Here is a 26,540-nt window from a genome sequence, read left to right on the forward strand (position 1 = left end):
AATTTCCCAGTACCTAAAGGTTACTGGGAAATTTTTTTATTCAGCATTTTCTTCAGAATCTTCTTCTGAGTCTTTATTGTTAGCATCTTCTTCAGCATCTTCTTTTGGTGCACCAGCGTCTTCTTCTTCAGCTGCTGGGTCTTCTTTTTTAGCATTTTCAAGTGCCTCATCGGCATTTAAGAAAGTCTCTTCTATATATGAATCAATTTCTTCATTTTCAAAGGAAACTTCATATTCTTCCATTAAATCCTTATACGCTTGAAGTGCTTCTTGTGGCTCTTCTTGTATTTTTTGATTTACTAATTTTGTTTTAATTGACTGAATTTCTTCTTCAGAAGCATCTTCTAGACTAGCATCTTCACGTAGAATAATGTGATAACCAAACTGAGATTCTACAGGTTCAGAAATTTCTCCAGCTTCAAGTTCAAAGAGTTTTGTTTCAAATTCTTCAACCATTTCTCCTTTTGATACAAAGCCGAGTTCACCGTTTTTCTGTGCACTACCTGTATCATCGGAGTTTTCTTTAGCAAGTTCACCGAAGTCAGCACCATCATCTAATTGTGCTTTTAGATCATCAGCTTTTTTCTTAGCTTCTTCTTTTGTTAGAGCATCTTCATCTTCTCCATCTTCAGAGAAAGCAACTAAAATATGCGACCCTTTTCTAACACTGTCGAATGCTTTTTCATCAGTGATTTCGAAGTAATCAGCAAAATATAAGTCATTATAAGCATTGGATACTCTTTGAGATTTATAAGCATCAACAGTCATTCCTGGTTGTGATTGTTGTAACATCATTTGGAAATTTTCTTCTCCACCATATTGTTCAATCTCTTTGTTGACTGTTTCATTTAATTCATCTTTATTGATATCATCTTTGTATTTATCTTCAAGGACTTTGTCGAGTACAAGTTGGAATGTTTGGTTAGCAACTTGATTTGTCCCGATTTGATTTAAAACGTCATCTGTTGTGACCTCTCCAGCTTTACTGTTGGCAAGTACATCTCCATACTCAACAGTTTCACTGCCTGTACTTTCTGATTTTTCCTCATCTGAGTTGCCTGAATCATTGTTACAAGCTGCTAAACTGACAAGGCCAATCCCTAAAATGAATGGTGCTAATTTCTTATTCATTAACTTTTCTCCCTCCGGTTGATATACAAGGCATAATATATCATAAAAAAAGGACAAGGCACAAATATAATCTGTCCTCATCCTTACTGTTTAAATTAATCTTTAGTCTTTCTTCTTATCTTTTTTACTTGCTGGAAAATCTGTTGCAGTCTCCACACGGTTCGTTACGTTGTCAATATTACCTTGTAAGCGTTCAATGTTTGGATTAATATCAGCTTGGAAGTTTGAAATCATCGTTTTCACTTCATCTCCTAAGCTTTGAAAGACCTCACTAGATTCTCTTTTGGTTTTGAGGAAGGAGTTTTTGATTTCATCTCCCTCAATTTTAAGTTGATTAAATTGCGACTTTAAATCGCTTGAACCAGATTTTAAGGAAAGTTGTAATTCCTTCCCTGATTTTGGTGCATTTAAAAATGAAATAAGTACACCACCGGTTACACCGACTAAAAAGCCGACTCCAATATTTTTAAGCTTCATGATAAACACCTCTCATCTTAAACTTTAATACCCTTATAATAGAAAATTATGCATCTAATCTATTTTTTAGTGCACTTTCTAAGTCGCTTCTTATCTCAGGTGTATTATCTTCTTTTTCTACATCAACCCATTTGTAACCAAAGCCATCGTGTTGATCCTTATATCTCGGAATGATATGGAAGTGTAGGTGGAAGACGGATTGTGATGCATAAGAGCCGTTGTTTTGGACGACATTTAAACCAGCAGGTTCAAAAGTATCTTTGACTGCATTAGCAACACGTGTCACGACAGACATTAACTTTGCACCTGTGTCTTCATCTAAGTCATAGATGTTTTCAATGACTTTCTTTGGAACAACTAAAGTATGGCCTTTAGCCACTGGAAAGGCATCTAAAAACGCAATAATATCATCATCTTCATATACAATATTTGCAGGTATTTCACGGTCAATAATTTTTTCGAAAATTGTCTTAGTCATCTCAATATCCTCCATTGCCTTGTTTGTGATATAGTTTTACTTACGTATTAGTATACAAATAATTTCAACTATTTTAAAGGAAGTAAAATAATGGTCCTAGAATTAAAACACTTAACAGGCGGTTATTCAAAAGAACCGGTCATAAAAGATATTTCACTGAACATAAAAGAAGGAGAAATTGTTGGCCTTATTGGACTCAACGGAGCAGGTAAGAGTACGACAATAAAACATATACTCGGTCTCTTAAGACCTCATTCAGGCACTATAGAAGTAAGAGGAAAAACTTTAAAAGAAGACGTAGAAGAATATAGAAGACATCTAGGTTATATTCCTGAATCGCCTATTTTATATGAAGAACTGACTTTAAAAGAACACATCGAGATGACTGCCATGGCATATGGTCTAACGACAGAAGAAGTGGAGAAAAGAAAAGGGCCGCTTCTTAAGCGTTTTAGACTAGAGGACAAGGAAGATACTTTTCCAAGCCATTTTTCAAAAGGTATGAAACAGAAAGTCATGTTGATTTGTGCTTTCATTGTAGAACCAGATCTTTATATTATTGATGAACCATTTCTTGGATTAGACCCTTTAGGGATTGAATCTTTGATTGAACTAATGATTTCTGAGCGCGATAAAAAACGCTCAATCTTAATGAGTACACACATCCTATCAACAGCAGAACGCTACTGTGACCGCTATATTATTATCGATCAGGGTGAAAAGATTGCAGATGGTAGCTTAGATGACTTAAGGGAGAAAACTGGGCTTTTAAACGCGACACTTGATGAAATTTATATTGAGTTAACTGGTGGTAATGTAGATGAGTAAGTCATTGTTTGAAAGTCGGATGACCGAAGATGTAAAAATTAGGTCCTATTATGGCAAATTTATTTTCAACAGTCACTTTTTAGTCTTTCTCATGATTGCAGCAGGTGTCCTTTTATATACTTTACTCAGCCTGAGAGAAAGTCTGAACCCGAGTATTTACATCGATGTACTCTCAGCTATTATTTTAGCAGTCGTCTTAAATCCTAAGTATAGAACTCTATTAAAAGAAGCGGATATGTTATTCTTACCACCTTATGAAAAGCATATGGATAATTATTTTAAAGGCGCAAAAATCTACAGCTTATCACTTGGTATTACTTTACCCGTCGTGACATCATTAGCTATCCTCATCATGTTAACAATCGGACATGATGTGCTTACTTTATCCTTGTTTTTCATCATGGCAATTATCCTATACTTTAATACATTTTCTATAAAAACTTTAGCAGTCAATACAAATCTTAATCGTTTAGCAGTGACTCTTTCTTATTTATTCATAGACTTTACTAGCTTGTTTTTAATTTTAATCCATCCTGCCTTCTTTATCTTGGCAGTAATTTTAGTGATTCTCTCTCAAATCTTTGTGAGAAGACATGTTTTTGAAAATATTTCTTGGATGAACTATACAAGCTATGAGAAAGATCAACAGCAGTCTTATTATCAGACTGTTAGTATGTTTACAAATGTTAAAAGCATAGATAAGAGCTTTAAAAGAAGAAGAGTTTTAGACTTTTTACTCCCTGTCTATAAGGGTGAGAAGTTCGATAAAAAACATATGTATGAATATTTATTTTACCGTTCTTTCATCAGAGATCATGATTTACCGATGATTGTTTTACGAATAATGATTCTGTTCTTTATCATTATGTTCTGGATTTCTAATCTTTATGTATCTCTAATATTTTCCTTGTTTGGGATTTATATTATCGTACTTCAAATGTCTCAAATCTATACTGCCCAAGCCTATCTTCTATGGCCAAAAGTATGGCCAGTGAAAAGGTCTTACATTCAAGACAGCTACATTAGATACTCACATAAGGTTGTCTTTATCATCACCCTTATTTTCTTGTTTATATTTATTATTATTCATCCAGCACAATTCTATTTATCTCTTATCTTTCCAATCTGGGGTTATCTCTTGAATAGGGTATACTCTAAATCAATATATAAAAAAGAAGAAGAACTCAGTGATTAATCACTGAATTCTTCTTTTTCTTCTTCTGTAAATTCATTATCATCCACACTATAATAAGTTTTACTTGATAGATAGTCACCGAATAATGATTCTTCATTGCGGAATCTCTTCAAGGCGTCGTGAGTTAAATACTTTTTAAAAGCATCTGTATACTTAAAGTCATCGTGGATCAATAAGTCAGCCCATTTAATAAAGAGGACATAAGTTTCACTCTTATCGTTAACTGCAAGTCGATATGATAGTATACCGTTCATTTCCTGTAGTTGATCCGTAAGATCAGACAAATGCATTCTAAGTGCCTGGAAACCATCACCAGCAGATGGGATATAAAAGATGGTAATCGGACTTTCTCCGTTAAGTTCGCCTTCTTGATAGAGCACTTCATACGTTTTTTTAGTTGCAAAAACAGATTCAACTTGATTATCTTCATAAAATAAAACAGCATCTGTGCCTTTAGCATTTAACGATGTATGTGGATATTTTTCCTGTAAGTCTTCTAAATAATTCAGGGTTCCTGTTGTAATGTGTAAATACACTCTGTTCACCTCATCTAGTTATCTTCTACATATAATATACACTACTTTTAGGCTCGATAAACACAGAGGCAAATAGAACGATTTTTTGACAAGTTGACCCTAGATGATAATTGTTCTAAAGAATATGCTAAACTAAATTAAGTATAAATATAATATATTAGGGGGTACTTCCGTGTTTAACGATACACTCATTAGAGCAGCACGAGGCGAAAAAACTGAACATACTCCAGTTTGGTTTATGAGACAGGTTGGCCGCTCTCAACCGGAATATAATAAGGTAAAAGAGAAATATTCTCTTATAGAAATTACCAAGCAGCCAGAATTAACGGCTTATCTGACAGCGACACCAGTCGATAATTACAATGTCGATGCTGCAGTACTTTACAAAGATATCATTACACCTTTAGCACCAATTGGAATTGATGTCGAGATTAAGTCAGGGGTCGGTCCAGTTATACATAATCCTGTTCGTACTTTGAACGATATCGAGAATCTTGGAGAACTTGATCCATTTAAAGATCTGGACTATGTGTATAAAGCAATACAGATATTGACTCAGGAAAAACTAAATGTACCTTTAATCGGATTCTGTGGTGCACCCTTTACAGTAGCAAGCTATATGATTGAAGGGGGACCTTCTAAAAATTATCACAGAACAAAAACAATGATGTACACACAACCAGAACTTTGGTTTAAACTCATGGACAAATTAGTCGAGACAAGCATCACTTATTTAACTGCTCAAATTAAAGCAGGTGCAAGTGTCATCCAAATTTTCGATTCATGGGGTGGCGCATTGAACAAGGCTGATTATAATCATTACCTTGCTCCAGGTATGAAGAGAATTATTAATGCTGTAAAAGCACAAAATGTGCCAGTAATTGTCTTTGGTGTGGGTGCGAGTCACCTTGCAACAGAGTGGGATAAGCTCGGCAGCGATGTTTTAGGTTTAGACTGGAGAATGTCTATAACAGAAGCTCGTGAGTTAGGTATCACAAAGGCTCTTCAAGGAAACCTTGACCCAGCAATCCTTTTATCAGATTGGTCTGTGATTGAAGAACGTGCCAAAAAGATTGTAGAAGAAGGTCAGAGAACCGGACATATCTTTAACCTTGGGCATGGCGTCTTTCCACAAGTCGACCCTGATGTCTTAAAACGATTAACCGAATTAGTACACACATATAGTAAAGGACTGTGAAATTATGAGTGAGAAAAAAGCATTATTAGTTATGGCATATGGAACACCTTATAAAGAATCGGATATTGAGCCATATTATACACATATAAGACACGGCAGAAAGCCAAGTGAAGAAGCACTTCAAGACTTAAAAGACCGTTATGAAGCAATTGGAGGAATTTCTCCTTTAGCAGATACAACTGAAAGACAGGCAAAAGCTCTCGTTGATAGTTTAAACAAGCAATCAGACGATGAGTTTGAGTTGTTCATCGGTTTAAAACACATCCATCCATTTATTGAAGATAGTGTGAAAGAAATCAATGAAACGGGTATCAAAGAAATTCACACAGTAGTATTAGCACCACATTATTCAAATTTCTCTGTGGGTTCTTATAATCAAAGAGCAAAAGAAGAAGCAGACAAATACGGTATTACTGTTAAATCTGTTGATTCCTTCTATGAACAGATGCCGTTTATTGATTTTTGGGTAGATGCGTTAGAGCAAACGTTTTCTGAAATTCCAGAAGAAGCACACGATAAAACAGCTATCATTGTAAGTGCACATAGCTTACCTGAGAAAATTAAGGAACATAATGATCCTTACCCTGATCAACTTGTAGAAACAAAAGATCTCTTGAAATCACGATTTAATAAAGGGCATTACTTTGTTGGTTGGCAGTCTGAAGGAAATACACCAGACCCTTGGTTAGGTCCAGACGTTCAAGATTTAACGCGTGATTTATATAAAGAAAATAATTTTGAACACTTTGTTTATTTACCATTGGGCTTTGTTTGTGAACATTTAGAAGTGCTTTACGATAATGATTATGAATGTAAAGTTGTAACAGATGAAGTGGGTGCCGAGTATCACAGACCAGCAATGCCAAATACGGATGACAGATTCATCCAAGCAATGGTCAATGAGCTTCTGAAATTATAATTCGTTTTTTAAAGGTGTGTGACTCATGAAAAATATCGCAATTATCGGTGCAGGTATTACCGGTTTGTCTTCAATGTATTATTTGTTAACAGGTAATCAAGATTATCGAGTAGATATTTTTGAGAAGAGTGATAGAGCAGGTGGTAAGGTCAAGACACATATCCAAGATGGATATACGATTGAACTTGGACCCGAATCATATCTATCGCGTAAACAAATTATGACCGATTTAGCCGAAGAAATCGGACTCGGTCATACCTTAGTTAGAAATGAGACAGGCCAATCATATATCTATACGAAGAATCAGCTGTTTCCTGTGCCAATGGGAACCATGCTAGGTGTTCCAATGGAGTTTAAAGCGCTCTTATCTACAGAACTCATCTCTTGGCCAGGTAAGTTAAAAGCCAGTCTTGAGTACTTTAAAGATACTATGCCATTGTATAAAGATATTTCTGTGGGTGAATTCTTTAGACACCGTTTTGGTAATGAAGTTTTAGAAAATATGATAGAACCACTATTGTCGGGTGTATACGGCACCAATATTGACCAACTCAGTTTAATGTCTACTTATCCGAACTTTAAGAAGACTGAACAGTACTATGGTAGTTTGATGAAAGGTTTACCGATAGAAAGAAGCCTTAAACCACAAGCGCCTAAAAAGAAAGTTGGACAGTTCTATCAATTTTCTGATGGTCTTCAGTCCTTTATTGACCGACTAGTCGAAGTGAATATAGAAAAGGGCGGACAAATTAACTTCCAAGCGGATGTTACTGATATAGAAAAGTTAGATGATGGTTATCGAGTGACGGTTAATGGTGAAAGCCAAGTTTATGATGAAGTCATTGTAACGACGCCGCATTTCCAATATAAACGCTGGTTTGATGATAAGGAATTTGAGTATTTTAAACATATGGAAGCTACAAGTGTTGCAACAGTAGTGATGGCTTTTGATCAGGAACAAGTTAATAATTCAATCGATGGGACAGGCTTTGTCGTCAGTCGAAATATGGATACAGTCATTACAGCCTGTACTTGGACTAATAAGAAATGGAAGCATTCTACTCCAAGTGGTAAGGCACTCTTACGTGCTTACGTCGGACGACCTGGTGATTTTATCGTCCATGAAAAATCTGATGAAGATATCATTAGGCTCGTTAGAAAAGACTTAGACCAGATAATGAATATTGAAGGAGAGCCGAATTTCTCCATTGTGACTAGATTACCTAATTCTATGCCTAACTATTTTGTTGGACATAAGCGCATGATTGATGAGATCCAAGATTATGTAGGAGAAACATATCCTGGTCTTCACTTAATCGGTGCTTCACACTATGCAGTTGGCTTACCAGATTGTGTTCAAACTGCAAAAGACACTGCAGATAAAATTTTAAATATGTCATTAGATTTCTAGACCTGTTTCAGTTATAATTGGAACAGGTCTTTTTATATTAAACAGGGGGAGTAGAGATGAAGTTTATTTCAAATAATAACATTACAGATCCAATGATTAATCTAGCGATGGAGGAGTATGTCTTAAGAGAGATTCCAACAGATGACTCTTACTTTCTCTTCTATGTTAACCAGCCATCGATTATCATTGGGAAAAACCAAAATACTATAGAAGAAATCAATGTGCCTTACATTGAAGAAAATGATATTAAAGTTGTTCGTAGAGTGTCAGGTGGTGGGGCAGTTTATCATGATGAAGGTAACTTAAACTTTAGCTTTATAACAGAAGATGATGGTGATAGCTTTCATAACTTTAAACGTTTTACACAACCGATAGTAGATGCACTGAAAGAAATGGGGGTCAATGCTGAATTATCTGGCCGTAATGATATAGAACTTGAAGATGGTAAAAAAGTATCTGGCAGCGCTATGTTCACGCAAAATGGACGTATGTTCTCTCATGGTACATTGATGTTAGAAAGTGATATCAATGAAGTTCAAAACGCCTTAAAAGTGAATCCTAAGAAGATTAAATCTAAAGGGGTTAAATCTGTCAGTGCAAGAGTTGGAAATATTAATGACTATCTGCAGGATAAAATAGATATTGAAGAATTTAAAAAGAGAATACTGAAAAATATCTTTGGTGATCTTGAGAGTGTAGAAGAATATGTCTTGAACGAAGATGATTGGAAAAAAATCAATAAATTATCAAAAGAAAAGTATCAAACATGGGATTGGAATTATGGGAAAAATCCTAAATACAACTACGATAATTCCTACAAATATGATGCTGGTTTACTTGATATCCGCCTAGAAATTAAACAAGGTCGAATTAATCATGCTAAAATATTTGGAGACTTTTTTGGTGTAGGAGAAGTTGTGGATATTGAGAAGAGATTAATTGGAGTAGAGCATAATAGACAAGCGATTGATCACGCTTTAAAGGATTTAGATATCAGTCACTATCTAGGGCGTATCACAAGAGAAGAGTTTTTAAATCTCATCTCCTAAAGTGAAAACAAAAAAAGCGACTACTTGAGGAATCACCTTAAGTAGTCGCTTTATGTATGCTTATAGTTGTTTGAGTAAGTTAGTGTATTTCATGAATTTCTCTTTGTCCTTTGCAAGGAGCGCTTCTTCTATCTTAGTTGTATATAATTTTTTGTTAAAGATTTGCATGGATTCTTGCAATACTAGGTCTGCGGATAAGTCGTTGATAGTATTGAGGAATCCTCTTAATTGATTTGTCGGATATACTATTCTACCCATATGTCAAAACCCCTCTCCATAACTCTTAAATAAAAGTATACACTTCATTCTCAATTAGGTCAATGATAATGAGAATCGTATTTCTTAATTATCTGATAATAAATATTTACTTATCAAACATTTCCCTAAATATAGTTAACAAAGATGTTTATTTATGTTATATTCTATTTAATAAAATATTTGGAGGCCACATGACTAGACAACAGTATATTATGAATGATGAAACGATGTATATTGTAGCTAAGCCAAATGGGCGTTATGTAGAAAGTTCCATAGCAGAATTATATGGTGATCCTATATTATGTCTAAAGAGTCCCAATAAGATTATTGAATATAATTGTAAGTATCACTCTCAAAACTATGTTTCACGAAAAGATTTGACGAAAGGCTTAACAGATATTCGAGCTAAGCATCCGATTATTGTTGATCTCTTTGCTTCATATATTTATTTTTGTACACACTCCGATAGAGTAATGGAGAATAGTTGGTTTAATCTTAAGTATATTAAGAGATACTATGAATATAGAGGAATGACTAAAGTTATTTTTGAAAATAATGAGGAATTAAAAGTTGATATTTCATATTCATCTTTTAATAATCAATATTTAAATGCTGTCAGGTTATATTATAAATTCACTTTAGAAAAAGAAAAGTACTATAAGAAGAGTCATAATCAGACGATTACTTATGAACAATTTCAGACAGATGAAAGTCATGAAGTGAACTATATTAATGAAGCAGCTCGAGCAGCATATAAAAAATATATGAGAGGAATAGACGAGTTAAACTCATTAATTTGAATTCTAAGTTAATACTCACATAAAAATTGTAAATATAAATTAATTATTATTAATTTATTGTTGATAATGTTTATAGTCCTTGTTATAATAAATATTGTTCGTTTGAAAGCTACATAATATTCCACAGTAGCTCAGTGGTAGAGCTATCGGCTGTTAACCGATCGGTCGTAGGTTCGAGTCCTACCTGTGGAGCCATGGAGATGTACTCAAGTGGCTGAAGAGGCGCCCCTGCTAAGGGTGTAGGTCGCGAAAGCGGCGCGAGAGTTCGAATCTCTCCATCTCCGTACTGATACTTTTTAAACCCCATCATATCATCGTTAAACGTTGATATGATGGGGTTTAACTTTTCTTTAAAAACTATAAAAGTGACAAAAAAGGACTAGACCTGTCAATATAATGTCAATCTAACTGTTAATATTCGTTGACAAATTATCTAAAAGATAAGAAAAAAAGAGATATGAACAAAGCCATATCTCCTAAAAAATTATTCTTTTTTTACTTATTCTACTCTGTCATTGTTTTCGTTAGATTTGTTAGCTTGTCTGTACTCTTTTTCAGTCATTACATCTTCAACATGCACATTCACTTCAACAACATTTAAGCCTGTCATAAATTTAATTTGTTCTTTAACAACTTCTTTAACTTTGTTGAAGACTTTAGGCGCACTTTCGCCATATTCTAAAATAACTTTCAAATCAATAGCAGCTTGTTTTTCTCCAACTTCTGCAGAAACACCTTTAGTAACATTTTCTTTGTCAGAGAAACGGTCAGTTAAACCTGAACCAATGCCGCCTTTCATATCAAGTACACCTTTAACTTCACGAGTTGCAATACCTGCAATTTTTTCGATAACTTCATCATCAAATGATAAAGTATCATGGAAGTTTTGTTTTTGATCTTTCGATACTTCGTTGACACCTGTTTTTTTCGTTATACTGCTCTTTGACGTTCTTGTCATTAAAATTATTTTTTTCATTATAGTTTGACATTAATATTCCTCCAATAATTTATTTTTTTAAAACTTGGCTACGGTCTATTAAATACTCGATAAATCCGAAAATTAAACTTAACACTATAATCAGTGCAAATTTATAGATTCCTACAATAAAGATCAATGTGAAAAAGATAAACGCACAGATTAATAATAGCGTTGTGAATGGATACATTTTAAAATAATCAAATCTCAAATTAATTCACCCCTTTAGATCACTCTCTTTTCAGTCTTCTCTTGATCAGTGACTATAAGCTTCACGTTTTCTACGTTGGCATTTGTAAATTCTTCGAGCTTACTTTGAATTTTTGAATTAATATCTTCGACTGAGTACTCTGGAACATCATCGCTTGGAGCCCATAAAACTTTAACGACAGAATCGATAGTTCGTTTGTTATTTCTCTCTTTTAGTGTAGTGTCTATAGACACGATTCTCACGTTTTCAAATTGATTCACAGTTTTCTCTATATATGAATCGATTGCTTTTCGTGAAATTACTAATTCGCCATTTGTTGTTGCCCAAGCGAGTTTATGTCTTTTGTCTGATGGTCTGAAAGCCCACAGTATAAAGAAGATAGAGATTATCAATAGTACAGCGAGAACGATGTAATGAATTAATGTAAACTCATTGAATGACTGAACTTGTTCAAGCCAAGTCTTGATGCGCTCATAGGGTGCTAGTGTTGCTGCATAGTAAATTAGAAATATTAGTAATAACAGTCCGAAGAGAAAAGAAAATACTCTTTTCATTGACTCACCCCTCTCTTAATCAAGCTAATATATATACCCGTGAAATAAAAAGTTAAGCAAAAGTATTAGGGTGGGAAATGTTATATTCAATCAAAATGTTTAGTTACTTATTAAGTTTTTGATTTATACTTTTGTATTTATCACTATTGAGCGATTTTCCGTTATAGATTGATTTACATTTTATAACAAAACTATATTCAGCTTTTTATATCTCTGTATAATAATAGAAGAGGTGAAGGGCGTTGGAAAACATTATAAAAGCTGTGACATCGAATTCTTGGGAGTTAGTATCGTCCAAAGATCATTTAACAGTCGAATTTTCGACAATGCGTTGGTCATATACAATTGTTAAGCGTCCATTATTTGGTTATCGTTTAACTATTGAATCAATAGAGAATTCTAAGAGAGAAGATATTATTTTTAAAACTGAAGATTTACTATTAAATTATATAGAAGAACATAAAGTTGATTGGGAATCTCAATTGCCACTCAATCAAATATAAAAAGTAAGATGCGCTGGAAACATAAATTTCAGCGCATCTTTTTTATCTTATCATGTCAAAATTTATCTATAGAATACTTATAGGTAGCATGGTATCCTTATAAAGGTTATTTGATGAAATGAAAAAATGGTGAAGATAATGAGTAAAAATAGAAAAGGTGATGGCTACTTGATTACATTAGCAGGAACGATTGGTGCAGGAAAAACGGAATGGGGTAAGGTGATTGCCAAGCATTTTGGTGTTGATCTTTTAGAAGAAAAAGTTGATGGAAATCCTTTTTTAGCAAAATATTATGAAGACCCTGAACGCTATAGCTTCCACTTACAAATATTCTTTTTAAATCACAGATTTAGAGCGATTAAAAGTGCCATGGCCCATCCAAACTCTGTGTTGGATCGTTCGATTTATGAAGATGCAATGATTTTTGCACGACTACAATTTGAAAATGGTTCCATGGATAGAGAAGAATATGACACTTATTTAGAATTACATGAAAACATGATGGAGGAGTTAAATGACCTATATAAACAACAGGTCTTATTTAAAAAATCTCCAGATTTAATGGTGCTTGTTCATGGTTCTTTTGAAGAAGTGATTCGTCGAGTGAGAAGACGTGGACGAGATTATGAGCAAATCGAAGGTAATCCTGGTTTGTATGATTACTATAAAGATTTATACCATCTTTATGAGAATGAGTTTAAAACAGAATATATGAAAAAGAATATTTCTCCAATTTATACGATTAATATTGATGAGATGGATATTTATAATCCTGATCATGTAAAAGAAGTACTGATGGGCATTGAAGATACTTTAAAAAATGATCGTGGCTTTGTCCATCCTGAAGAGTTAGAAGAACAATAATTTAACTAAATGGTGGATGCTTCTTAATTTGGTAATCTGATGTCACTAAAATTTAGTTGAATATAATAATTTTATACTTAAAAATTTGAAAAGCTCATTTATTCTGATGAATAGATGGGCTATATTTTTATTCAATTTATAATTAACGAACTATGCATTTATCGTTTATCAAAAATCACTAATTTACTATTTTATTTTTTTCTGTATTTGCAAATGGGATTGTTGATTCTAAACTACCTTTAATTTTGGTGATTGCTAAATCTTTACCTTCTAACCATTCTTTGAAGTTAAAAACTACTGGTAATCGATCTGTCCCTAAAGAGAATACGGTATTGAGTTCTTTAGGCATGTACATCGATGTGTGAATTGTACCAGCTGAGGCACTGTATTTGTGGGACGCTATACCTTTTTCATACTGATTCATTATTTTAAAGGCATCATAAGCATTAGGTGAGGTCGCTTGATAGGTGAGGATATTAGATTCACGTTCTTTCGTTTCTTCTTGGCGATAACGATTCTCTTCTTCTAAGACGTGGAAATGATTAGTACATACACTTGACTGGCGGTGAATGACTGTTCTTGGAGAAGCTTCAATAACATAAGATTTCCCTTTTTTATCCTGCACGACATAAGAAAATGAATGACGGTGCGAGATATCTTCTAGTAAAGCAATTGCTTCTTCTACATTTTTACACGACTCTAAAACAATGCGAGCAATCATATTACACAAAAAGCCATCGCCTGATTTTTTAGTATGAGTAAAATTGTAACCAATTGTCAGACCGTGTTCGTTCATACCATCAATTCTTCCAGTAATCTGCATCGCTGGCCCCATGTGAGCATATCCACCATCATTAGGTTGATAGAAAATGAAACGTCCTTCATAACTTCGAGGATGACTGTCATAATTTCGTATGAAAAAATCTTCATTTGTATAAATAGAACAGCCACTTCTCACTTGTTCTAAATAATAGCCACCAAAGTATTTATAAGCATCATCAAGCGGCATTTTAAGCGCATCACTTAAACCCTGAATTTCATCTATTAGTTTGGGAGATAAGGCAGATAGATGATCCATAGTCAGAGATTTATCTGTTTGAAAATGCCTATGCTCTCTTTTTTTAAAGAGGCGTTGTCGATTTTCTAAAGTAGGGGAATAGCGTAATTTTTCTCCCTGATAGAAGCCAAAATCATAATGACTGCCACGAAATTGTAAAACATCACTTATATAATCCATTAATTACACCTCAATTTTCAATCATATCTATTGTATTATCTTTACAGAATAACCAGTAACTATTTGCTTAGACAAAAAGACACCGTACTCTGGGTCAAGAGTACGGTGTCACTAAATGTGCGAATAATAGATTTTAAGTAGCTGAAAATGATTTATATAGAATTAATAAGAGGGGGCCTATTAATGTTTAATTGATAATCATTTTCAATTACTAATATAAATCTTATCTGTTCCTGAGTCAAGGCTAATTGAGAAAAATTATCAATTAATTTTGAGCGTTTTGTGACACAAGGTGAATATGATTACCTGCCGGATCAATTACTTCTATATAAGCACCCATATCTTTTGTTTCATATGAAAGCTCATTGAGCCTTAAAACAGTTTGATCAAGTATCTCTTTATTTGGGAAAACAAGACGATAATAGTTTAAACCAACAGTACCATCTTTAGGTGAACTTGCTGATGTACCATTCCAAACATTAGCAGCAACATGGTGATGATAGCTTTCAGTAGACATGAATAGGGCTTGATCAGAAAATTTACTAACGACTTGGAAACCAAGACCATCAATATAGAATTTTTCTGCTTCTTCGATATTATTTACGTGTAAATGAACATGTCCCATAATAGTATCTGCTGGTAAACCTGTAAAGTCTTTCGGATCAGGCTGATCTTTTAATAAATCTTCAGCATCCAGACGCTCTGTGACCATGTGTACATTTGAACCATTCCAAATCCACTTATCTGCATCTCTATCTACATATATTTCTATTCCATTACCATCGATATCCTCTAGATATAAAGCCTCAGAAACATGATGATCTGCAGAACCTAAAGGCACACGATTGCTAGCTAAATGCATAGTAATCAATGCTAAATCCTCTCGACTCGGTAGAAGTAGGGCAAGGTGATAAAGTCCTGTATAACGATTATTCGTTCTATCATGATCTGCTTTTCTTAACTGTAAGATAGTTGTTTTACCATCTGCACTTAAATTAGCCTCTTGTTCAGTTTCGTTAACGACTTTAAAACCAATGACCTTTGTATAAAACTCAATAGAGTTCTTTAAATTTTTAACATTTAGTGAAACTAGATCTGCATATACAGCAGGTTCTTGATGAAATGACATTGTTCTTCCTCCATATAGTAACTTTATGTAAGTGAGTTTACTATGATAACCAGATATAGTCAAGTAATATATTTTACTTTTACTAGATAGTGTATTATGATATTATTACTTATTGAGGAGTGATGTATATGGCTCAAACAGAAATATGTCCTCGCTTTGAAAAAGCAGTGAATATTTTAAGCCAAAGATGGACTGCTTTATTGATCTATCAAATGCTAGATGGAAATTCTCGTTTTGGAGAAATTCAATCTGCAACTGGCGTCAGTGGTAAAGTTCTATCAGATAGACTAAAAATGATGGAGCAGGAAGGGTTAATTATTAGAGAAGTAATTCCTGAAACGCCTGTAGTAATTAAATACACTTTAACTGATAAGGGATTATCACTAGAACCAGTGTTGAGAGATATTGAAGCTTGGTCACAAGATTGGGTAGAAGCACCAACTAAATAGTAAAAAAAGGTAGGCGGAATCGCCTACCTTTTATTTTGACCAGACACCGACTTGATTACTTTTTGCTTCTTCTTCAGCATCTCGGAGTAAGTCTTCATATTTATCGTTTGGTGGATGTACATAATCAACAGTTGCTAAGCCTTCTCTAACTAATGTTTCATTGACCATTTCACCATCAGCATAGACATAGGCTAAGTAACGATCGTAGTGATCAGTTTTTTCCTCATCGAATTCTACAGTAATTTCGTCTGCAGAATCTAACAATTCTTGTGTACGCTCGAAAGCTTCTTTTGCGTAAGGTTCATCAGCTTCACCATCACGGCCAATTTCTGGTGTATTGATGATGAGATATCTGAAACTGTGGCTTTCTCCTTGATAGTTAAATTTAGTTGTATCTCCGTCGATATGTTGACTGACAGTGACGACATTATCGTCATTTGTTGAGGTTTCTTCGCTGTTATTATCGGCAAAATTATCATTATATACAGTTACACCTACAAATAGTAAGAGAATGACAATCATACCTGGAATACCAAGTTTCTTTAAATGCCTTGGGCGAATTAATTTGTTATTTGGACGTTGATTATTATTTGCCATAACGTATCCTTCCTATGTTAAGTGCTTAATCATAATTTTATAGTTCTTTCATGCTTTCTACAAATATAAATTTCAAGATCAGCGTGCTAACTCGCTATATGACTAAGAAAGTGTAAATTTGATATAAGAAAATGTTAAAAAGGCTTGAAATAATTCTTAAGAACGTATATTATTATAAACAGACATTAAATATATGTTAAATAATATTAGCGCGGGATGGAGCAGTGGTAGCTCGTCGGGCTCATAACCCGGAGGTCGGAGGTTCGAATCCTTCTCCCGCAATTTATAATGTTTGTCTTTACATAAGGTCCCGTGGTGTAGCGGTTAACATGCCTGCCTGTCACGCAGGAGATCGCGGGTTCGATTCCCGTCGGGACCGCCATTCTTTAGGTTCAGTAGCTCAGTTGGTAGAGCATGTGATTGAAGCTCACAGTGTCGGCGGTTCGATTCCGTCCTGAACCATCTTGATGCGGGTATAGTTAAATGGTATAACCTCAGCCTTCCAAGCTGATGTTGTCGGTTCGATCCCGTCTACCCGCTTATTTTAATATTCCACAGTAGCTCAGTGGTAGAGCTATCGGCTGTTAACCGATCGGTCGTAGGTTCGAATCCTACCTGTGGAGCCATTTTATTTTGGCCCGTTGGTCAAGCGGTTAAGACACCGCCCTTTCACGGCGGTAACACGGGTTCGAGTCCCGTACGGGTCATATTCAGAAGTGTAACCGCACTTCTGTTTTTTTATCTGGACAGTTGGCCGAGCGGCTGAAGGCGCACGCCTGGAACGCGTGTAAACGGCAACCCCGTTTCGAGGGTTCAAATCCCTCACTGTCCGTCAGAAAATCTCTGTAAGCCTTTAGGCTTATGGGGATTTTTTTTGAATTATTATTTAATATGCTAAAATTAATATAGATACTTAAAAGCTAGTTATATTGTGTATAGCTAGTTTTTTTATAGATAAAAGGAAGTGAAAACATGGATAAAAATTGGATAGAACAACTACCTTTAGAAGGTATTCAAGAAGTGACACCTATGGCGGGTGGGGATGTAAATGATGCTTATAAAGTAGATGCTGTGGAGAATACTTACTTTTTACTAGTGCAGCCATCTAAGAGCCGAGAATTTTATGATGCAGAAATTAGTGGCTTAAAACATTTTGAAGAAATTGGTGTTAATGCGCCTAGAGTAATCGATAGTGGAGAGATCAATGGGGATGCTTATTTACTTCTATCTTTCATTCAAGAAGGGAGCGGTGGTCAAGAAGCACTTGGTCAAATGGTAGCCAAAATGCATTTGGACCATCAAAAGGATGGTGAGTTTGGTTACGATTATAGACATGAAGGTGGCGATATGACTTTTGATAATTCGTGGACCGATTCATGGATAGATTTATTCGTTACTAATCGCCTAGATGTTTTAGCAAATTTAGTCGTTGATAGGGGATATTGGACAAGTTCAGACCTAGAACTTTATAAAGAAGTGCGCCAGGTCATTGTAGACACTCTTAGTCAACACGATAGCAAGCCTTCATTTTTACATGGAGACTTATGGGCAGGAAATTATATGTATGACGAAAACGGTCAACCAGTCCTGTTCGATCCCTCACCATTTTATGGAGATAGGGAATTCGATTTAGGAGCAACGACCGTTTTCGGTGGATTTACAAATGATTTTTATCACGCGTATGATGCAGTGTATCCTTTAACAAATGGCGCTTGGGATAGAATTAAATTTTACAAATTCTATCTTTTACTCGTTCATCTTGCGAAATTTGGTAATTCCTATAAAAGAAGCGTAGATGAAGTGATGAAGGACATTTTAGCCTAAGTTTTACTTCATACCTGTATAAATTAAGACTGCTTCTTTTAAAAACTCTGCACCATTTTCTACATGCTTATCGTAGTAAGATTTAAATCGTTCGTCTGCGACGTACATTTCTACTAATCCAGCATGTGCTTCTGGAGAGTAATTTGGCCAAGTGAATGATAACCACTCTTTGTGCATGGCAGCTAACTCCTGTGCCTCTTCTGTTGAAGGGTCTTTACTTGGAGTGAGTTTAATTAAGTGGTCGATAATTTCTTGTTCAAGTGATTGAAACTCTTGATAGTCACTTTCTGACATGTTTTTAAACTGTTTATTGCTCTCTCTTACTGTCTCTTCACCATATTTTTCCCTAATCTCTTGGCCATATCTCTCTTCATTTTTCTCGATTTGTTGTTCTTTGAAAGCTTCAAATTTTTCGTGATTTGACATATTTATTTCTCCTTTATGATTTGCAAGTGTTTTCTCCACAGTTGCAATGATTTTGTCAAGATGGTTGCGTTTTTCCATTAAGGAAATATAGTGGTGTGATAAGGCTTTTTCCTGATCAAAGTTGTCGTCATTTATTATCTTCTTAATCTCTTCTAAGCTGAGCTCTAATTCACGGTAAAATAGAATTTGTTGCAGCAGATCAATTTCTGTTTCACCGTAAAATCTATAACCAGACTCGTTAATTTTCTTAGGCTTTAATAGATCAATTTGGTCATAGTAACGTAATGTGCGGTTGGTGACACCAGATATTTCTCCTAATTGGCTGATCGTATATTCCATTTTACTACCTCCTGACAAAACCAATGTTAAAGGTTGACCTAAGGTTAAGGTCAAATACTTTTTTAAAGTTTTTTATTTTTTTGGTTTAACTGATATAAAAATACTGATTCCAATTATAAGAAAAATGATAAAAGCGAGACCAATGCCACTTAATATGTCGATCAAAATATTCGCTCCTTGTCTTGTTTTTGTTTCTTATTGTTTTTTATCTTTTATATTTAATGATAAAATTATAGTAATACATTAGTTAAGGGAAGTCGAAGTAGATGGATCCATTATTGGTATGGTTAAATATTTTAGTGTTAACAGTGGTCTTTATTGCCATTATTGTTACTTTGTTAATGATATCTGCAAGAAGGCGATCAGAAATTATGACAACTCAGCCTTTGTTGATGATCGATAAGGTTCAATGGGAAGAAGATAACCGTGGTAAATATATGATGTTTCGTATCGAGAATAAAAAAAATAACCCATTTCATATTGAAAGAGTGTATGTGAAAGGTTATGATTTTACGATTAAATATCATTATATTAAAGAAGAAGATGAAAATGATGTTGTCTTATTGAAGCTCTACATGCAGCCAGATCAAACGATGAATTCTCGGATTAGAATTAATTATCGAGACTTTAATAATAAACCACATACGGTAATGTCAGTGCGCCTTGATATGGAAGGTGGAGAGTTGACTTATGAAGCAGAAGGTACTAAATTTATTTTGACAAAATCATCATAAATCAAAAAAGTAGACAGAGGATATTCTCTGTCTACTTTTTTCTATTCTTCAGAATCTTCTTCTGTACTTGATTCACTTTCGACATTAGAGAAGTCTAGATCAAGTGTTTCATCTAATGGTTCAACTTCTTCCATCGGATTTTCTCGAGCCTGTAGGTGAGTTTCAGTCTCTGGATCTAAAGGTCCATAGACAACTACTGCAGTAGCTGATTCACCAGCTTCAACTAATTCATCCGCAGCTTTTTTACCTTCATCGTAATCACTGCCATCTTCAAGATCTGCTGTTAGGTTATCTGTTGGTGCATCACCAGCGTCACTGACTTGTCTAACTGCTAGATCTAGACTAAAGGCTTCGCTAGGTGTAGCAGCTGAATCTGAAGTGTTCTCAAAATCAAATTCAACTAAAACGGCAGGTACTGTAGTGTCATTGCCTTCTTCATCAACTGAAGGGACTTCAACTACAGTGAAATTGTTAAACGTGTAATCTCCACTTAATCCACTATATGATAAACTGCTCTCAGTTGTTTCTTCTGTGTCTTCGTTTGATGCACTAGAATCCTCGCTTTGGCTTTCTCCACAAGCTGCTAAAAGAAGTGTTAATGCAAGTCCTCCAAGTAGTAGTGGTCTTTTAAAGTCCATTACAAATCCCCCTATAATTTGTTTGAATACACAATTAATTATATAGAAGATTTGAAAAAATACAATTTTGTAATGAAATTATATTCCAGTTAAACCGTAAATAATCAAGCCGATTGTTAGTAATAGACCCATGATAGTATTTAATTTCCCCATTGAAGCCATGGCAGGAATCAACTCTACTGGCGTATCACCTTTTTTCATCAATAGTATCGTTTTAAGTGCTAAAGGTGCAGATAATAAGGGAATGAGTAAGAAAACAGATCCCATACTATTGAAAAATGCCATGTAGATTAAAAAGAGATAAGCAAATAACAAGAGCCCTGCAGCTGTGGCAATCGCTAAAGGTTTGCCGACTAAGATAACATAAGTTTTACGACCACTTACCTTGTCTTTTTTACGGTCTCGAATATTGTTTGCCATATTCAACAGACCGATTGTAATCGCTGGTGGAATAGACATCAGTAAAGGAAAGGTTTGTAAGTTACCTGTATGGATGTAAAAAGTAATCATGATAATTACTGTGCCCATAAAGAAACCAGCAAAAATTTCTCCAAATGGGGTCCAAGAAATCGGAACTGGTCCACCTGTGTAGAGATAACCGACAGCCATTGATACTGCACCAACTACTAAAATCCAAAAGGATGAATTAAAAGTGATAATCAATCCAAGCACTGCTGCGATTCCGTAAAAGGTAAGGGCAATACTGAGCACTAATTTAGGACTCATTCCATTTCTCACAATAGCACCTGCAATACCTACGGATTCGTGTGAGTCTAAGCCGCGCTTATAATCGTAGTACTCATTAAACATGTTGGTGGCTGATTGAATGAGTAGAGTAGCGATTAACATTAGGAAAAACATTCCCCATCTGATGTCAGAAAAAAGCATGACACTGGCAGTCCCAATAAATACTGGAACAAAGCTTGCTGTTAATGTATGAGGACGGGTCAGCATAATATATTTCTTGATACCCGTATGTACTTTTGCTTCTTGCATGATAAACTCCTTTTAAAGATGATGTGACTAATTTTATCATATTTAATTGTTGTCGATACACACAGTAGAGAAAAAATGATAAAATGTAGTTAATTATGATGAAAGTAGTGTGACTCATGAGCTTAGAATCTTCTCGATATTTTATAGAGCATATCAATTTAGATGTAGATAAAGAGTATATTACTTTACACCTGCCTATAGATGAATATCAAATTGATGAAGAGAAAATATTTACTTATTTCAAAGAATCCAAAGGCTCACGCTATTGGTTCAAGTCTAAAGATAATACATATAATGTGATTGGGATTAACTATATAGACAGTATATGGAGAGATCGTTTCGTTCCTAAGGCAGTTGAGGATAGTAAAGCGGCTTTATTTAATAAAATTCAACAAGAGGCTTTAAGTAAAAATTTGAAGTCTAAGTTGAGTTTATTTGGTGGAACCCTTTTTGATGATAAATCATCAACGGATGAGTGGAATGATTTTAAAATGGTTGAATTCCATTTACCAGAGTGGCAGTTTGATTTAAAAAATCAAGAATTGTTCTTAACGAGACCGATTAAAGGGTTAGTACTGGAAGAGTTAATAGAAGAAATTTCTGGTGTATTAGCTGAGATTGAAACTGAAGAGCTCTACGAAAGAGACAAACCAGTCGTTAAATCCAAACGTGATATCTTTCCTAATGAATGGAAAAAGTTGGTTCAAGAAGCAGTAGAAAATTTAGATCAAGATTTCAAAAAAGTTGTTTTAGCTAGACAAAAATTAATTTTGTTTGAATCAAGAGCAAAACGCTTGTATTTAATCCGCAGATTAAAAGATGAAATGGATACTTACACAATCTACTATGAAAAAGGCAATTCGACCTTTGTGTCGAAAACACCAGAAAAATTGTTTTCAATCAAAGATAGTGAGTTAACAACCAATGCTATTGCAGGATCTATACAAAGACTAGATGATCAAGTGCAAAATGAAGCGCATAAGGATTTTCTTTTAAATGATGACAAGAATCTGTTTGAGCATAAGGTTGTTAGGGATTCTATCATTAGTGATATTGCGCCATTTTCACAAGGTTTAAATTATAAAAAGATACCGCAGCTATTAGAAAATCGCTATATTTATCACTTATATACACCAATTCAAGCCATGCTGAAAGAAGATGCTGATGAATTTTCTATACTCAAACAGATTCATCCGACACCAGCAGTTGGTGGACTTCCAAAAGAAAAAGCGAGTGAATATATTAAAGAACGTGAGTATGGCACTAGAGGGCTATATGCTGCACCTTTAGGTATTATTCACGAAGATATTGAATGTGAATTTGCTGTTGGTCTAAGGTCTATGTTAATCGCTGCTAAAAGTGCGACTTTATTTGCAGGTTGTGGCATAGTCAAAGGTTCAGACCCAGAAGAAGAATTTATGGAAACAGAGGTAAAATTCACACCGATGTTAAACGTCCTGGAGGCGACTACAAATGAGTTATACAAGAGCTCTGACAGCTCAGACATTTAGTCTGATTGATACATTACATGCTTACGGCATGAAGGAATTGGTGATTAGTCCTGGTTCTCGTTCAACGCCGCTTGCAATTGCAGCAGAGTTACATGAAGGCATTAAAACATATATTCATCCAGATGAAAGAGGGGCAGGGTATTTTGCAATTGGCCTGTCAAAAAAATCTCGTCAAGCTGTTGGAATTTTATGTACGTCAGGAACCGCAGCTGCCAATTACACACCAGCAGTCAGTGAAGCGGGACTCAGTCATATTCCTTTAATTGTACTGACTTCTGACCGCCCACAAGAACTTAAAAATGTTGGTGCTCCTCAAGCAATTGAACAAAATGGTATGTTTCGAAACTTCGTGCGTTATCAAACTGAACTGCCTATAGCGGATGAACATGAGAGTGCGATATCACTTATCGACGATAAAGTGATGCAAGCAAGTCAATTTTTCACTGGCATTAATTTAGGTCCAGTACACTTTAATATTCCAATTAGAGAACCTATCATGCCGGACGTTGATGCTGTGGACTTATTTAATAGAGAAGAGAAGAATATAGAACCACCCTTGGTCATTCCTAGAAATATAGAGCGATTACAAGGGCAAGGTTTAGTTATTATTGGTGAAACAGCTGAGGATTTAAGCGACTTAACAGAACTCTTAAGTCACGACAACTTAACGGTTATTTGTGATCCGAGACAAAATATTAGAACTAAGCTCAAGGGTAGCATCGTTAATCACGACCTGATATTTTCTAGTCTAGAAGAGTCTCAAGAAGAATATATTGATACACAGGCAGATTTTATTATTAGAATTGGTGAACCAGTAACCTCTAAATTAACCAATGGATTTTTAAAGAAAACTAAACTTCCACAAATACTAATTTCTGAATTCCAAGATATTAAACCTTTTCCTAAGACACCGGATCAGGTTTATACAGGTACAATTACTGAAATCTTAAGTAAATTGGTAGAGACGTCGAACGAAAACTCCTTAAAATCTTGGTTTACAAGTCTGTCTAATAAAATAGCAGCATACATCGATCATAATATTGACTCTTTTAAAGATGAAGGTCGGCATGTCTATGAGATTATTCATAATACTCATGAAGACAGAACTTTCTTCTTATCGTCGAGCATGCCGATTAGAGACTTTGAACGTTATGATACGAGGGTAGAGCACGATGTCTTCGCTAACCGTGGTGCAAACGGTATAGACGGTGTAGTTTCAAGTGCTTTAGGACTAGCAACTTCGAACCCAGTCACTATGTTAATCGGTGATGTATCGATGAACCATGATTTGAATAGCTTACTTTTAGCTAAGCTAGAAAATATAGATTTTACAATCATTGTTTTTAATAACAATGGAGGTAATATCTTTTCATATCTTCCACAGTATGCTCATAAACCGCATTTTGAACGCCTGTTTGGCACACCTTTAGATTTAAATTTTGAACACGCCGCGCGTCTTTATGATTATAACTATGTCCGTTTGGATTCAGTCGACCAAGTACAAGAAAAGATGCTCAATGCTAAGGGACGCAATATGATTGAAATTATGACAGACAGAGAACATAACTTAGAGAGTCATAACCAATTAAAAGCGGAACTAAAAAAAGTGGTACAGAACTTTGGAGCTTAATTACAAATTCATCGAAAATGGCCACAGTAAAACTTTAATGCTCTTACATGGTTTCTTACAATCACATAAAAGTATGTTAGCTATGGCAAAACACCTAAGTGATTTAAGAAATATTATCTTAGTTGACTTACCGGGATTTGGTGCGAGTAAAAGCGTCGGTCATGACTACAATATGAAAGATGTCACATATGGACTAAAGGATATTTTAGTTCAATTGGATATCGAGCGTGTTGATGTACTTGGATATTCAATGGGTGGTCGTACAGCCTTGGCTTTTTCACTTGAACACAAGGCCTGTGTCTCTGCGCTTTATTTAGAAAGTGCTTCTCCGGGACTAGAAGATAAAGATCAGAGAAATGAACGTTATAAAATAGATATAAAACGTCACGATAGTATGATTTCAGATTATCCAAGCTTTATTAAAGAATGGGAAGACCTCCCGTTATTCAAAAGTCAAAAAGCACTAGATCCAGTCGCTTTTAAAAGACAGTCAGAAGAACGCTTGTCTCAAGATGCACATGAAGCTGCAGATAGTCTTTTAAAGTACGGTACATCCGTACAGCCATCTTATTGGTCAAGGCTAACTGAGCTTGATTTTCCAGTCTATATAATCGTTGGTGAGAAAGATCAAAAATTTGTGGATATTGCTAGAAGTATGTCAGAAAGAATGAAAGGTGCTACACTGATAATAGTGGAATCTTGTGGGCACAACATTCACTTAGAAAATTTTAAACTGTTCATAGAACTAATACGTAAAAGGTTAAAATAGGAGGAAATATTATGACTAGAGTTTGGGAAACAATTAAAGAATATAGTGAAATTAAATATGAATATTATGAGGGTATCGGGAAAGTAACAATTAACCGACCTGAAGTACATAACGCTTTTACACCAGATACTGTTGCACAAATGATTGATGCATTTACTCGTGCACGTGATGATCAAAGAATTTCTGTAATCATCCTTACTGGTGAAGGGGACAAAGCTTTCTGTTCTGGTGGAGATCAGAAGAAACGTGGACACGGCGGTTACGTTGGTACTGACGAAGTACCTCGCTTAAACGTACTCGACTTACAGCGCTTAATTCGCATCATTCCTAAGCCAGTTATTGCAATGGTTGCAGGTTGGTCAATCGGTGGAGGAAACGTACTTCAAGTTGTATGTGACCTCACTATTGCTGCAGATAATGCAAGATTCGGACAGACTGGTCCTAAAGTAGGCTCCTTTGATGCTGGATATGGTTCTGGCTATTTAGCACGTATTGTTGGACACAAAAAGGCTCGTGAAATCTGGTACTTATGCCGTCAATATGACGCACAAGAAGCATTAGATATGGGACTTGTAAACACTGTCGTTCCTCTAGAACGCCTAGAAGATGAAACTGTTGAATGGTGTCAGGATATTATGAAACATTCTCCAACAGCACTTCGTTTCTTAAAAGCAGCCATGAACGCAGATACAGATGGTTTAGCTGGCTTACAACAATTTGCTGGAGATGCAACGCTGTTATACTACACAACTGATGAAGCGAAAGAAGGACGCGATGCCTTTAAAGAAAAACGTGATCCGGACTTCGATCAGTTTCCTAAATTCCCATAAACTTTATAGTAATAACACAACACCCGTCTTTGATGGGTGTTTT

29 protein-coding genes and 9 tRNA genes are annotated in these 26,540 nt (G+C 35.0%); 25 read left to right on the plus strand and 13 right to left on the minus strand.

Annotation, left to right across the window (positions count from 1 at the left end; genetic code table 11):
- Nucleotides 1-36: 36 nt before the first annotated feature.
- From JEOSCH030_RS10475 to JEOSCH030_RS10485, 3 genes are all read right to left on the minus strand, one after another.
- Nucleotides 37-1,131, minus strand: coding sequence for a peptidylprolyl isomerase (locus tag JEOSCH030_RS10475; protein WP_185126601.1), 1,095 nt, complete (start codon nucleotides 1,129-1,131; stop codon nucleotides 37-39).
- 102 nt (nucleotides 1,132-1,233) lie between these two features.
- On the minus strand, nucleotides 1,234-1,608 hold the full coding sequence (locus JEOSCH030_RS10480; protein ID WP_185126602.1) for a YtxH domain-containing protein: 375 nt from the start codon (nucleotides 1,606-1,608) through the stop codon (nucleotides 1,234-1,236).
- Between the two features lie 46 nt (nucleotides 1,609-1,654).
- The gene (locus JEOSCH030_RS10485) at nucleotides 1,655-2,086 is read right to left on the minus strand and encodes an HIT family protein (protein ID WP_185126603.1); all 432 of its coding nucleotides are present in this window, start codon (nucleotides 2,084-2,086) and stop codon (nucleotides 1,655-1,657) included.
- 90 nt (nucleotides 2,087-2,176) lie between these two features.
- Between JEOSCH030_RS10485 and JEOSCH030_RS10490 the strand changes: the two genes are divergently transcribed.
- The gene (locus tag JEOSCH030_RS10490; protein WP_185126604.1) at nucleotides 2,177-2,914 is read left to right on the plus strand and encodes an ABC transporter ATP-binding protein; all 738 of its coding nucleotides are present in this window, start codon (nucleotides 2,177-2,179) and stop codon (nucleotides 2,912-2,914) included.
- The gene (locus JEOSCH030_RS10495) at nucleotides 2,907-4,109 is read left to right on the plus strand and encodes an ABC transporter permease (protein ID WP_185126605.1); all 1,203 of its coding nucleotides are present in this window, start codon (nucleotides 2,907-2,909) and stop codon (nucleotides 4,107-4,109) included. Before JEOSCH030_RS10490 ends, JEOSCH030_RS10495 begins: the two co-directional genes overlap by 8 nt.
- Here JEOSCH030_RS10495 and JEOSCH030_RS10500 read toward each other — a convergent pair.
- The gene (locus tag JEOSCH030_RS10500; RefSeq protein ID WP_208454290.1) at nucleotides 4,106-4,645 is read right to left on the minus strand and encodes a hypothetical protein; all 540 of its coding nucleotides are present in this window, start codon (nucleotides 4,643-4,645) and stop codon (nucleotides 4,106-4,108) included. The two genes, JEOSCH030_RS10495 and JEOSCH030_RS10500, sit on opposite strands and share 4 nt — an antisense overlap.
- Nucleotides 4,646-4,817: 172 nt before the next feature.
- Between JEOSCH030_RS10500 and hemE the strand changes: the two genes are divergently transcribed.
- The 4 genes from hemE to JEOSCH030_RS10520 are packed head-to-tail and all read left to right on the plus strand — an operon-like array spanning nucleotide 4,818 to nucleotide 9,222.
- The gene (hemE, locus tag JEOSCH030_RS10505; RefSeq protein WP_185126607.1) at nucleotides 4,818-5,843 is read left to right on the plus strand and encodes a uroporphyrinogen decarboxylase; all 1,026 of its coding nucleotides are present in this window, start codon (nucleotides 4,818-4,820) and stop codon (nucleotides 5,841-5,843) included.
- A 4-nt stretch (nucleotides 5,844-5,847) separates the two neighbouring features.
- Nucleotides 5,848-6,762, plus strand: coding sequence for a ferrochelatase (hemH, locus tag JEOSCH030_RS10510; RefSeq protein WP_185126608.1), 915 nt, complete (start codon nucleotides 5,848-5,850; stop codon nucleotides 6,760-6,762).
- Between the two features lie 25 nt (nucleotides 6,763-6,787).
- Nucleotides 6,788-8,173, plus strand: a complete 1,386-nt coding sequence (gene hemY / locus JEOSCH030_RS10515; RefSeq protein ID WP_185126609.1) for a protoporphyrinogen oxidase — start codon at nucleotides 6,788-6,790, stop codon at nucleotides 8,171-8,173.
- A gap of 56 nt (nucleotides 8,174-8,229) precedes the next feature.
- Nucleotides 8,230-9,222, plus strand: coding sequence for a lipoate--protein ligase (locus tag JEOSCH030_RS10520; RefSeq protein WP_185126610.1), 993 nt, complete (start codon nucleotides 8,230-8,232; stop codon nucleotides 9,220-9,222).
- Nucleotides 9,223-9,282: 60 nt separating this feature from the next.
- Here JEOSCH030_RS10520 and JEOSCH030_RS10525 read toward each other — a convergent pair whose 3' ends face one another.
- Nucleotides 9,283-9,480, minus strand: a complete 198-nt coding sequence (locus tag JEOSCH030_RS10525; protein ID WP_185126611.1) for an IDEAL domain-containing protein — start codon at nucleotides 9,478-9,480, stop codon at nucleotides 9,283-9,285.
- 191 nt (nucleotides 9,481-9,671) lie between these two features.
- Between JEOSCH030_RS10525 and JEOSCH030_RS10530 the strand changes: the two genes are divergently transcribed.
- The 3 genes from JEOSCH030_RS10530 (at nucleotide 9,672) to JEOSCH030_RS10540 (ending at nucleotide 10,564) form a co-directional block, all read left to right on the plus strand.
- The gene (locus JEOSCH030_RS10530) at nucleotides 9,672-10,280 is read left to right on the plus strand and encodes a competence protein ComK (protein WP_185126612.1); all 609 of its coding nucleotides are present in this window, start codon (nucleotides 9,672-9,674) and stop codon (nucleotides 10,278-10,280) included.
- Nucleotides 10,281-10,400: 120 nt separating this feature from the next.
- A tRNA-Asn gene (locus JEOSCH030_RS10535) sits at nucleotides 10,401-10,475 on the plus strand.
- Nucleotide 10,476: 1 nt separating this feature from the next.
- Nucleotides 10,477-10,564 (plus strand) — tRNA-Ser (locus tag JEOSCH030_RS10540).
- Between the two features lie 215 nt (nucleotides 10,565-10,779).
- On the opposite strand, the gene JEOSCH030_RS10545 is transcribed toward JEOSCH030_RS10540, so the two are convergent.
- Both JEOSCH030_RS10545 and amaP read right to left on the minus strand, forming a co-directional pair.
- The gene (locus tag JEOSCH030_RS10545) at nucleotides 10,780-11,247 is read right to left on the minus strand and encodes an Asp23/Gls24 family envelope stress response protein (RefSeq protein ID WP_407929477.1); all 468 of its coding nucleotides are present in this window, start codon (nucleotides 11,245-11,247) and stop codon (nucleotides 10,780-10,782) included.
- Between the two features lie 234 nt (nucleotides 11,248-11,481).
- Complete coding sequence (amaP, locus tag JEOSCH030_RS10550) at nucleotides 11,482-12,021, minus strand: alkaline shock response membrane anchor protein AmaP (protein ID WP_185126614.1); 540 nt, start codon at nucleotides 12,019-12,021, stop codon at nucleotides 11,482-11,484.
- 242 nt (nucleotides 12,022-12,263) lie between these two features.
- Here amaP and JEOSCH030_RS10555 point away from each other — a divergent pair, with 242 nt between their 5' ends.
- Together JEOSCH030_RS10555 and JEOSCH030_RS10560 are read left to right on the plus strand one after the other, a co-directional pair.
- Nucleotides 12,264-12,524 carry a hypothetical protein gene (locus JEOSCH030_RS10555; protein WP_185126615.1) on the plus strand — a complete coding sequence of 87 codons (261 nt, stop codon included), beginning with the start codon at nucleotides 12,264-12,266 and terminating at the stop codon, nucleotides 12,522-12,524.
- 138 nt (nucleotides 12,525-12,662) lie between these two features.
- Nucleotides 12,663-13,388, plus strand: a complete 726-nt coding sequence (locus JEOSCH030_RS10560) for a deoxynucleoside kinase (protein WP_185126616.1) — start codon at nucleotides 12,663-12,665, stop codon at nucleotides 13,386-13,388.
- Nucleotides 13,389-13,566: 178 nt separating this feature from the next.
- On the opposite strand, the gene JEOSCH030_RS10565 is transcribed toward JEOSCH030_RS10560, so the two are convergent.
- Complete coding sequence (locus JEOSCH030_RS10565) at nucleotides 13,567-14,625, minus strand: C45 family autoproteolytic acyltransferase/hydolase (RefSeq protein ID WP_185126617.1); 1,059 nt, start codon at nucleotides 14,623-14,625, stop codon at nucleotides 13,567-13,569.
- Between the two features lie 265 nt (nucleotides 14,626-14,890).
- A complete protein-coding gene (locus JEOSCH030_RS10570) occupies nucleotides 14,891-15,754 on the minus strand; it encodes a VOC family protein (protein ID WP_185126618.1) in 864 nt (287 codons plus the stop codon).
- Nucleotides 15,755-15,882: 128 nt separating this feature from the next.
- Here JEOSCH030_RS10570 and JEOSCH030_RS10575 point away from each other — a divergent pair, with 128 nt between their 5' ends.
- Nucleotides 15,883-16,203, plus strand: coding sequence for a winged helix-turn-helix transcriptional regulator (locus tag JEOSCH030_RS10575; RefSeq protein ID WP_185126619.1), 321 nt, complete (start codon nucleotides 15,883-15,885; stop codon nucleotides 16,201-16,203).
- 30 nt (nucleotides 16,204-16,233) lie between these two features.
- On the opposite strand, the gene JEOSCH030_RS10580 is transcribed toward JEOSCH030_RS10575, so the two are convergent.
- A complete protein-coding gene (locus JEOSCH030_RS10580) occupies nucleotides 16,234-16,800 on the minus strand; it encodes a thermonuclease family protein (RefSeq protein WP_185126620.1) in 567 nt (188 codons plus the stop codon).
- A 210-nt stretch (nucleotides 16,801-17,010) separates the two neighbouring features.
- Here JEOSCH030_RS10580 and JEOSCH030_RS10585 point away from each other — a divergent pair.
- The 8 genes from JEOSCH030_RS10585 (at nucleotide 17,011) to JEOSCH030_RS10620 (ending at nucleotide 18,624) form a co-directional block, all read left to right on the plus strand.
- Nucleotides 17,011-17,082 (plus strand) — tRNA-Met (locus tag JEOSCH030_RS10585).
- Nucleotides 17,083-17,106: 24 nt separating this feature from the next.
- A tRNA-Asp gene (locus tag JEOSCH030_RS10590) sits at nucleotides 17,107-17,182 on the plus strand.
- Nucleotides 17,183-17,189: 7 nt separating this feature from the next.
- A tRNA-Phe gene (locus JEOSCH030_RS10595) sits at nucleotides 17,190-17,262 on the plus strand.
- Between the two features lie 7 nt (nucleotides 17,263-17,269).
- Nucleotides 17,270-17,340, plus strand: a tRNA-Gly gene (locus JEOSCH030_RS10600).
- An 11-nt stretch (nucleotides 17,341-17,351) separates the two neighbouring features.
- Nucleotides 17,352-17,426: transfer RNA gene (locus tag JEOSCH030_RS10605), tRNA-Asn, on the plus strand.
- A gap of 9 nt (nucleotides 17,427-17,435) precedes the next feature.
- Nucleotides 17,436-17,507 (plus strand) — tRNA-Glu (locus JEOSCH030_RS10610).
- 37 nt (nucleotides 17,508-17,544) lie between these two features.
- Nucleotides 17,545-17,632, plus strand: a tRNA-Ser gene (locus JEOSCH030_RS10615).
- Nucleotides 17,633-17,772: 140 nt separating this feature from the next.
- Entirely contained in the window at nucleotides 17,773-18,624 is an 852-nt protein-coding gene (locus tag JEOSCH030_RS10620) for a fructosamine kinase family protein (protein WP_185126621.1), read from the plus strand.
- Nucleotides 18,625-18,627: 3 nt separating this feature from the next.
- Here JEOSCH030_RS10620 and JEOSCH030_RS10625 read toward each other — a convergent pair whose 3' ends face one another.
- Nucleotides 18,628-19,389 (minus strand): MerR family transcriptional regulator, encoded by a 762-nt coding sequence (locus JEOSCH030_RS10625; RefSeq protein ID WP_185126622.1) that lies wholly within the window; start codon nucleotides 19,387-19,389, stop codon nucleotides 18,628-18,630.
- Nucleotides 19,390-19,655: 266 nt separating this feature from the next.
- Here JEOSCH030_RS10625 and JEOSCH030_RS10630 point away from each other — a divergent pair, with 266 nt between their 5' ends.
- The gene (locus tag JEOSCH030_RS10630; RefSeq protein WP_185126623.1) at nucleotides 19,656-20,123 is read left to right on the plus strand and encodes a hypothetical protein; all 468 of its coding nucleotides are present in this window, start codon (nucleotides 19,656-19,658) and stop codon (nucleotides 20,121-20,123) included.
- 41 nt (nucleotides 20,124-20,164) lie between these two features.
- On the opposite strand, the gene JEOSCH030_RS10635 is transcribed toward JEOSCH030_RS10630, so the two are convergent.
- Entirely contained in the window at nucleotides 20,165-20,761 is a 597-nt protein-coding gene (locus tag JEOSCH030_RS10635; RefSeq protein WP_185126624.1) for a DUF5067 domain-containing protein, read from the minus strand.
- A 78-nt stretch (nucleotides 20,762-20,839) separates the two neighbouring features.
- The gene (locus tag JEOSCH030_RS10640) at nucleotides 20,840-21,760 is read right to left on the minus strand and encodes a 1,4-dihydroxy-2-naphthoate polyprenyltransferase (protein WP_185126648.1); all 921 of its coding nucleotides are present in this window, start codon (nucleotides 21,758-21,760) and stop codon (nucleotides 20,840-20,842) included.
- A gap of 113 nt (nucleotides 21,761-21,873) precedes the next feature.
- On the opposite strand from JEOSCH030_RS10640, the gene JEOSCH030_RS10645 reads away from it, so the two are divergent.
- The 4 genes from JEOSCH030_RS10645 to menB are packed head-to-tail and all read left to right on the plus strand — an operon-like array spanning nucleotide 21,874 to nucleotide 26,497.
- Nucleotides 21,874-23,268 (plus strand): isochorismate synthase, encoded by a 1,395-nt coding sequence (locus tag JEOSCH030_RS10645; protein WP_185126625.1) that lies wholly within the window; start codon nucleotides 21,874-21,876, stop codon nucleotides 23,266-23,268.
- Nucleotides 23,231-24,898, plus strand: coding sequence for a 2-succinyl-5-enolpyruvyl-6-hydroxy-3-cyclohexene-1-carboxylic-acid synthase (gene menD, locus JEOSCH030_RS10650; RefSeq protein ID WP_185126626.1), 1,668 nt, complete (start codon nucleotides 23,231-23,233; stop codon nucleotides 24,896-24,898). The genes JEOSCH030_RS10645 and menD overlap by 38 nt, the downstream gene beginning before the upstream one ends.
- On the plus strand, nucleotides 24,888-25,667 hold the full coding sequence (gene menH, locus JEOSCH030_RS10655; protein WP_185126627.1) for a 2-succinyl-6-hydroxy-2,4-cyclohexadiene-1-carboxylate synthase: 780 nt from the start codon (nucleotides 24,888-24,890) through the stop codon (nucleotides 25,665-25,667). Before menD ends, menH begins: the two co-directional genes overlap by 11 nt.
- Nucleotides 25,668-25,675: 8 nt before the next feature.
- Nucleotides 25,676-26,497 carry a 1,4-dihydroxy-2-naphthoyl-CoA synthase gene (menB, locus tag JEOSCH030_RS10660; protein WP_185126649.1) on the plus strand — a complete coding sequence of 274 codons (822 nt, stop codon included), beginning with the start codon at nucleotides 25,676-25,678 and terminating at the stop codon, nucleotides 26,495-26,497.
- The last annotated feature ends 43 nt before the right edge of the window (nucleotides 26,498-26,540 follow it).

Source organism: Jeotgalicoccus meleagridis, assembly GCF_903994045.1.
Taxonomy (GTDB): Bacteria; Bacillota; Bacilli; order Staphylococcales; family Salinicoccaceae; genus Jeotgalicoccus; species Jeotgalicoccus meleagridis.

Excerpts from the sequence above, each read along its gene's own strand:
- JEOSCH030_RS10475 (WP_185126601.1), bottom strand. The coding sequence starts at position 1,131 with ATGAATAAGAAATTAGCACCATTCATTTTAGGGATTGGCCTTGTCAGT.
- JEOSCH030_RS10480 (WP_185126602.1), bottom strand. The coding sequence starts at position 1,608 with ATGAAGCTTAAAAATATTGGAGTCGGCTTTTTAGTCGGTGTAACCGGT.
- JEOSCH030_RS10485 (WP_185126603.1), bottom strand. The coding sequence starts at position 2,086 with ATGACTAAGACAATTTTCGAAAAAATTATTGACCGTGAAATACCTGCA.
- JEOSCH030_RS10490 (WP_185126604.1), top strand. The coding sequence starts at position 2,177 with ATGGTCCTAGAATTAAAACACTTAACAGGCGGTTATTCAAAAGAACCG.
- JEOSCH030_RS10495 (WP_185126605.1), top strand. The coding sequence starts at position 2,907 with ATGAGTAAGTCATTGTTTGAAAGTCGGATGACCGAAGATGTAAAAATT.
- hemH (WP_185126608.1), top strand. The coding sequence starts at position 5,848 with ATGAGTGAGAAAAAAGCATTATTAGTTATGGCATATGGAACACCTTAT.
- hemY (WP_185126609.1), top strand. The coding sequence starts at position 6,788 with ATGAAAAATATCGCAATTATCGGTGCAGGTATTACCGGTTTGTCTTCA.
- JEOSCH030_RS10520 (WP_185126610.1), top strand. The coding sequence starts at position 8,230 with ATGAAGTTTATTTCAAATAATAACATTACAGATCCAATGATTAATCTA.
- JEOSCH030_RS10525 (WP_185126611.1), bottom strand. The coding sequence starts at position 9,480 with ATGGGTAGAATAGTATATCCGACAAATCAATTAAGAGGATTCCTCAAT.
- JEOSCH030_RS10530 (WP_185126612.1), top strand. The coding sequence starts at position 9,672 with ATGACTAGACAACAGTATATTATGAATGATGAAACGATGTATATTGTA.
- amaP (WP_185126614.1), bottom strand. The coding sequence starts at position 12,021 with ATGAAAAGAGTATTTTCTTTTCTCTTCGGACTGTTATTACTAATATTT.
- JEOSCH030_RS10560 (WP_185126616.1), top strand. The coding sequence starts at position 12,663 with ATGAGTAAAAATAGAAAAGGTGATGGCTACTTGATTACATTAGCAGGA.
- JEOSCH030_RS10565 (WP_185126617.1), bottom strand. The coding sequence starts at position 14,625 with ATGGATTATATAAGTGATGTTTTACAATTTCGTGGCAGTCATTATGAT.
- JEOSCH030_RS10570 (WP_185126618.1), bottom strand. The coding sequence starts at position 15,754 with ATGTCATTTCATCAAGAACCTGCTGTATATGCAGATCTAGTTTCACTA.
- JEOSCH030_RS10575 (WP_185126619.1), top strand. The coding sequence starts at position 15,883 with ATGGCTCAAACAGAAATATGTCCTCGCTTTGAAAAAGCAGTGAATATT.
- JEOSCH030_RS10580 (WP_185126620.1), bottom strand. The coding sequence starts at position 16,800 with ATGGCAAATAATAATCAACGTCCAAATAACAAATTAATTCGCCCAAGG.
- JEOSCH030_RS10620 (WP_185126621.1), top strand. The coding sequence starts at position 17,773 with ATGGATAAAAATTGGATAGAACAACTACCTTTAGAAGGTATTCAAGAA.
- JEOSCH030_RS10625 (WP_185126622.1), bottom strand. The coding sequence starts at position 19,389 with ATGGAATATACGATCAGCCAATTAGGAGAAATATCTGGTGTCACCAAC.
- JEOSCH030_RS10630 (WP_185126623.1), top strand. The coding sequence starts at position 19,656 with ATGGATCCATTATTGGTATGGTTAAATATTTTAGTGTTAACAGTGGTC.
- JEOSCH030_RS10635 (WP_185126624.1), bottom strand. The coding sequence starts at position 20,761 with ATGGACTTTAAAAGACCACTACTACTTGGAGGACTTGCATTAACACTT.
- JEOSCH030_RS10645 (WP_185126625.1), top strand. The coding sequence starts at position 21,874 with ATGAGCTTAGAATCTTCTCGATATTTTATAGAGCATATCAATTTAGAT.
- menD (WP_185126626.1), top strand. The coding sequence starts at position 23,231 with ATGAGTTATACAAGAGCTCTGACAGCTCAGACATTTAGTCTGATTGAT.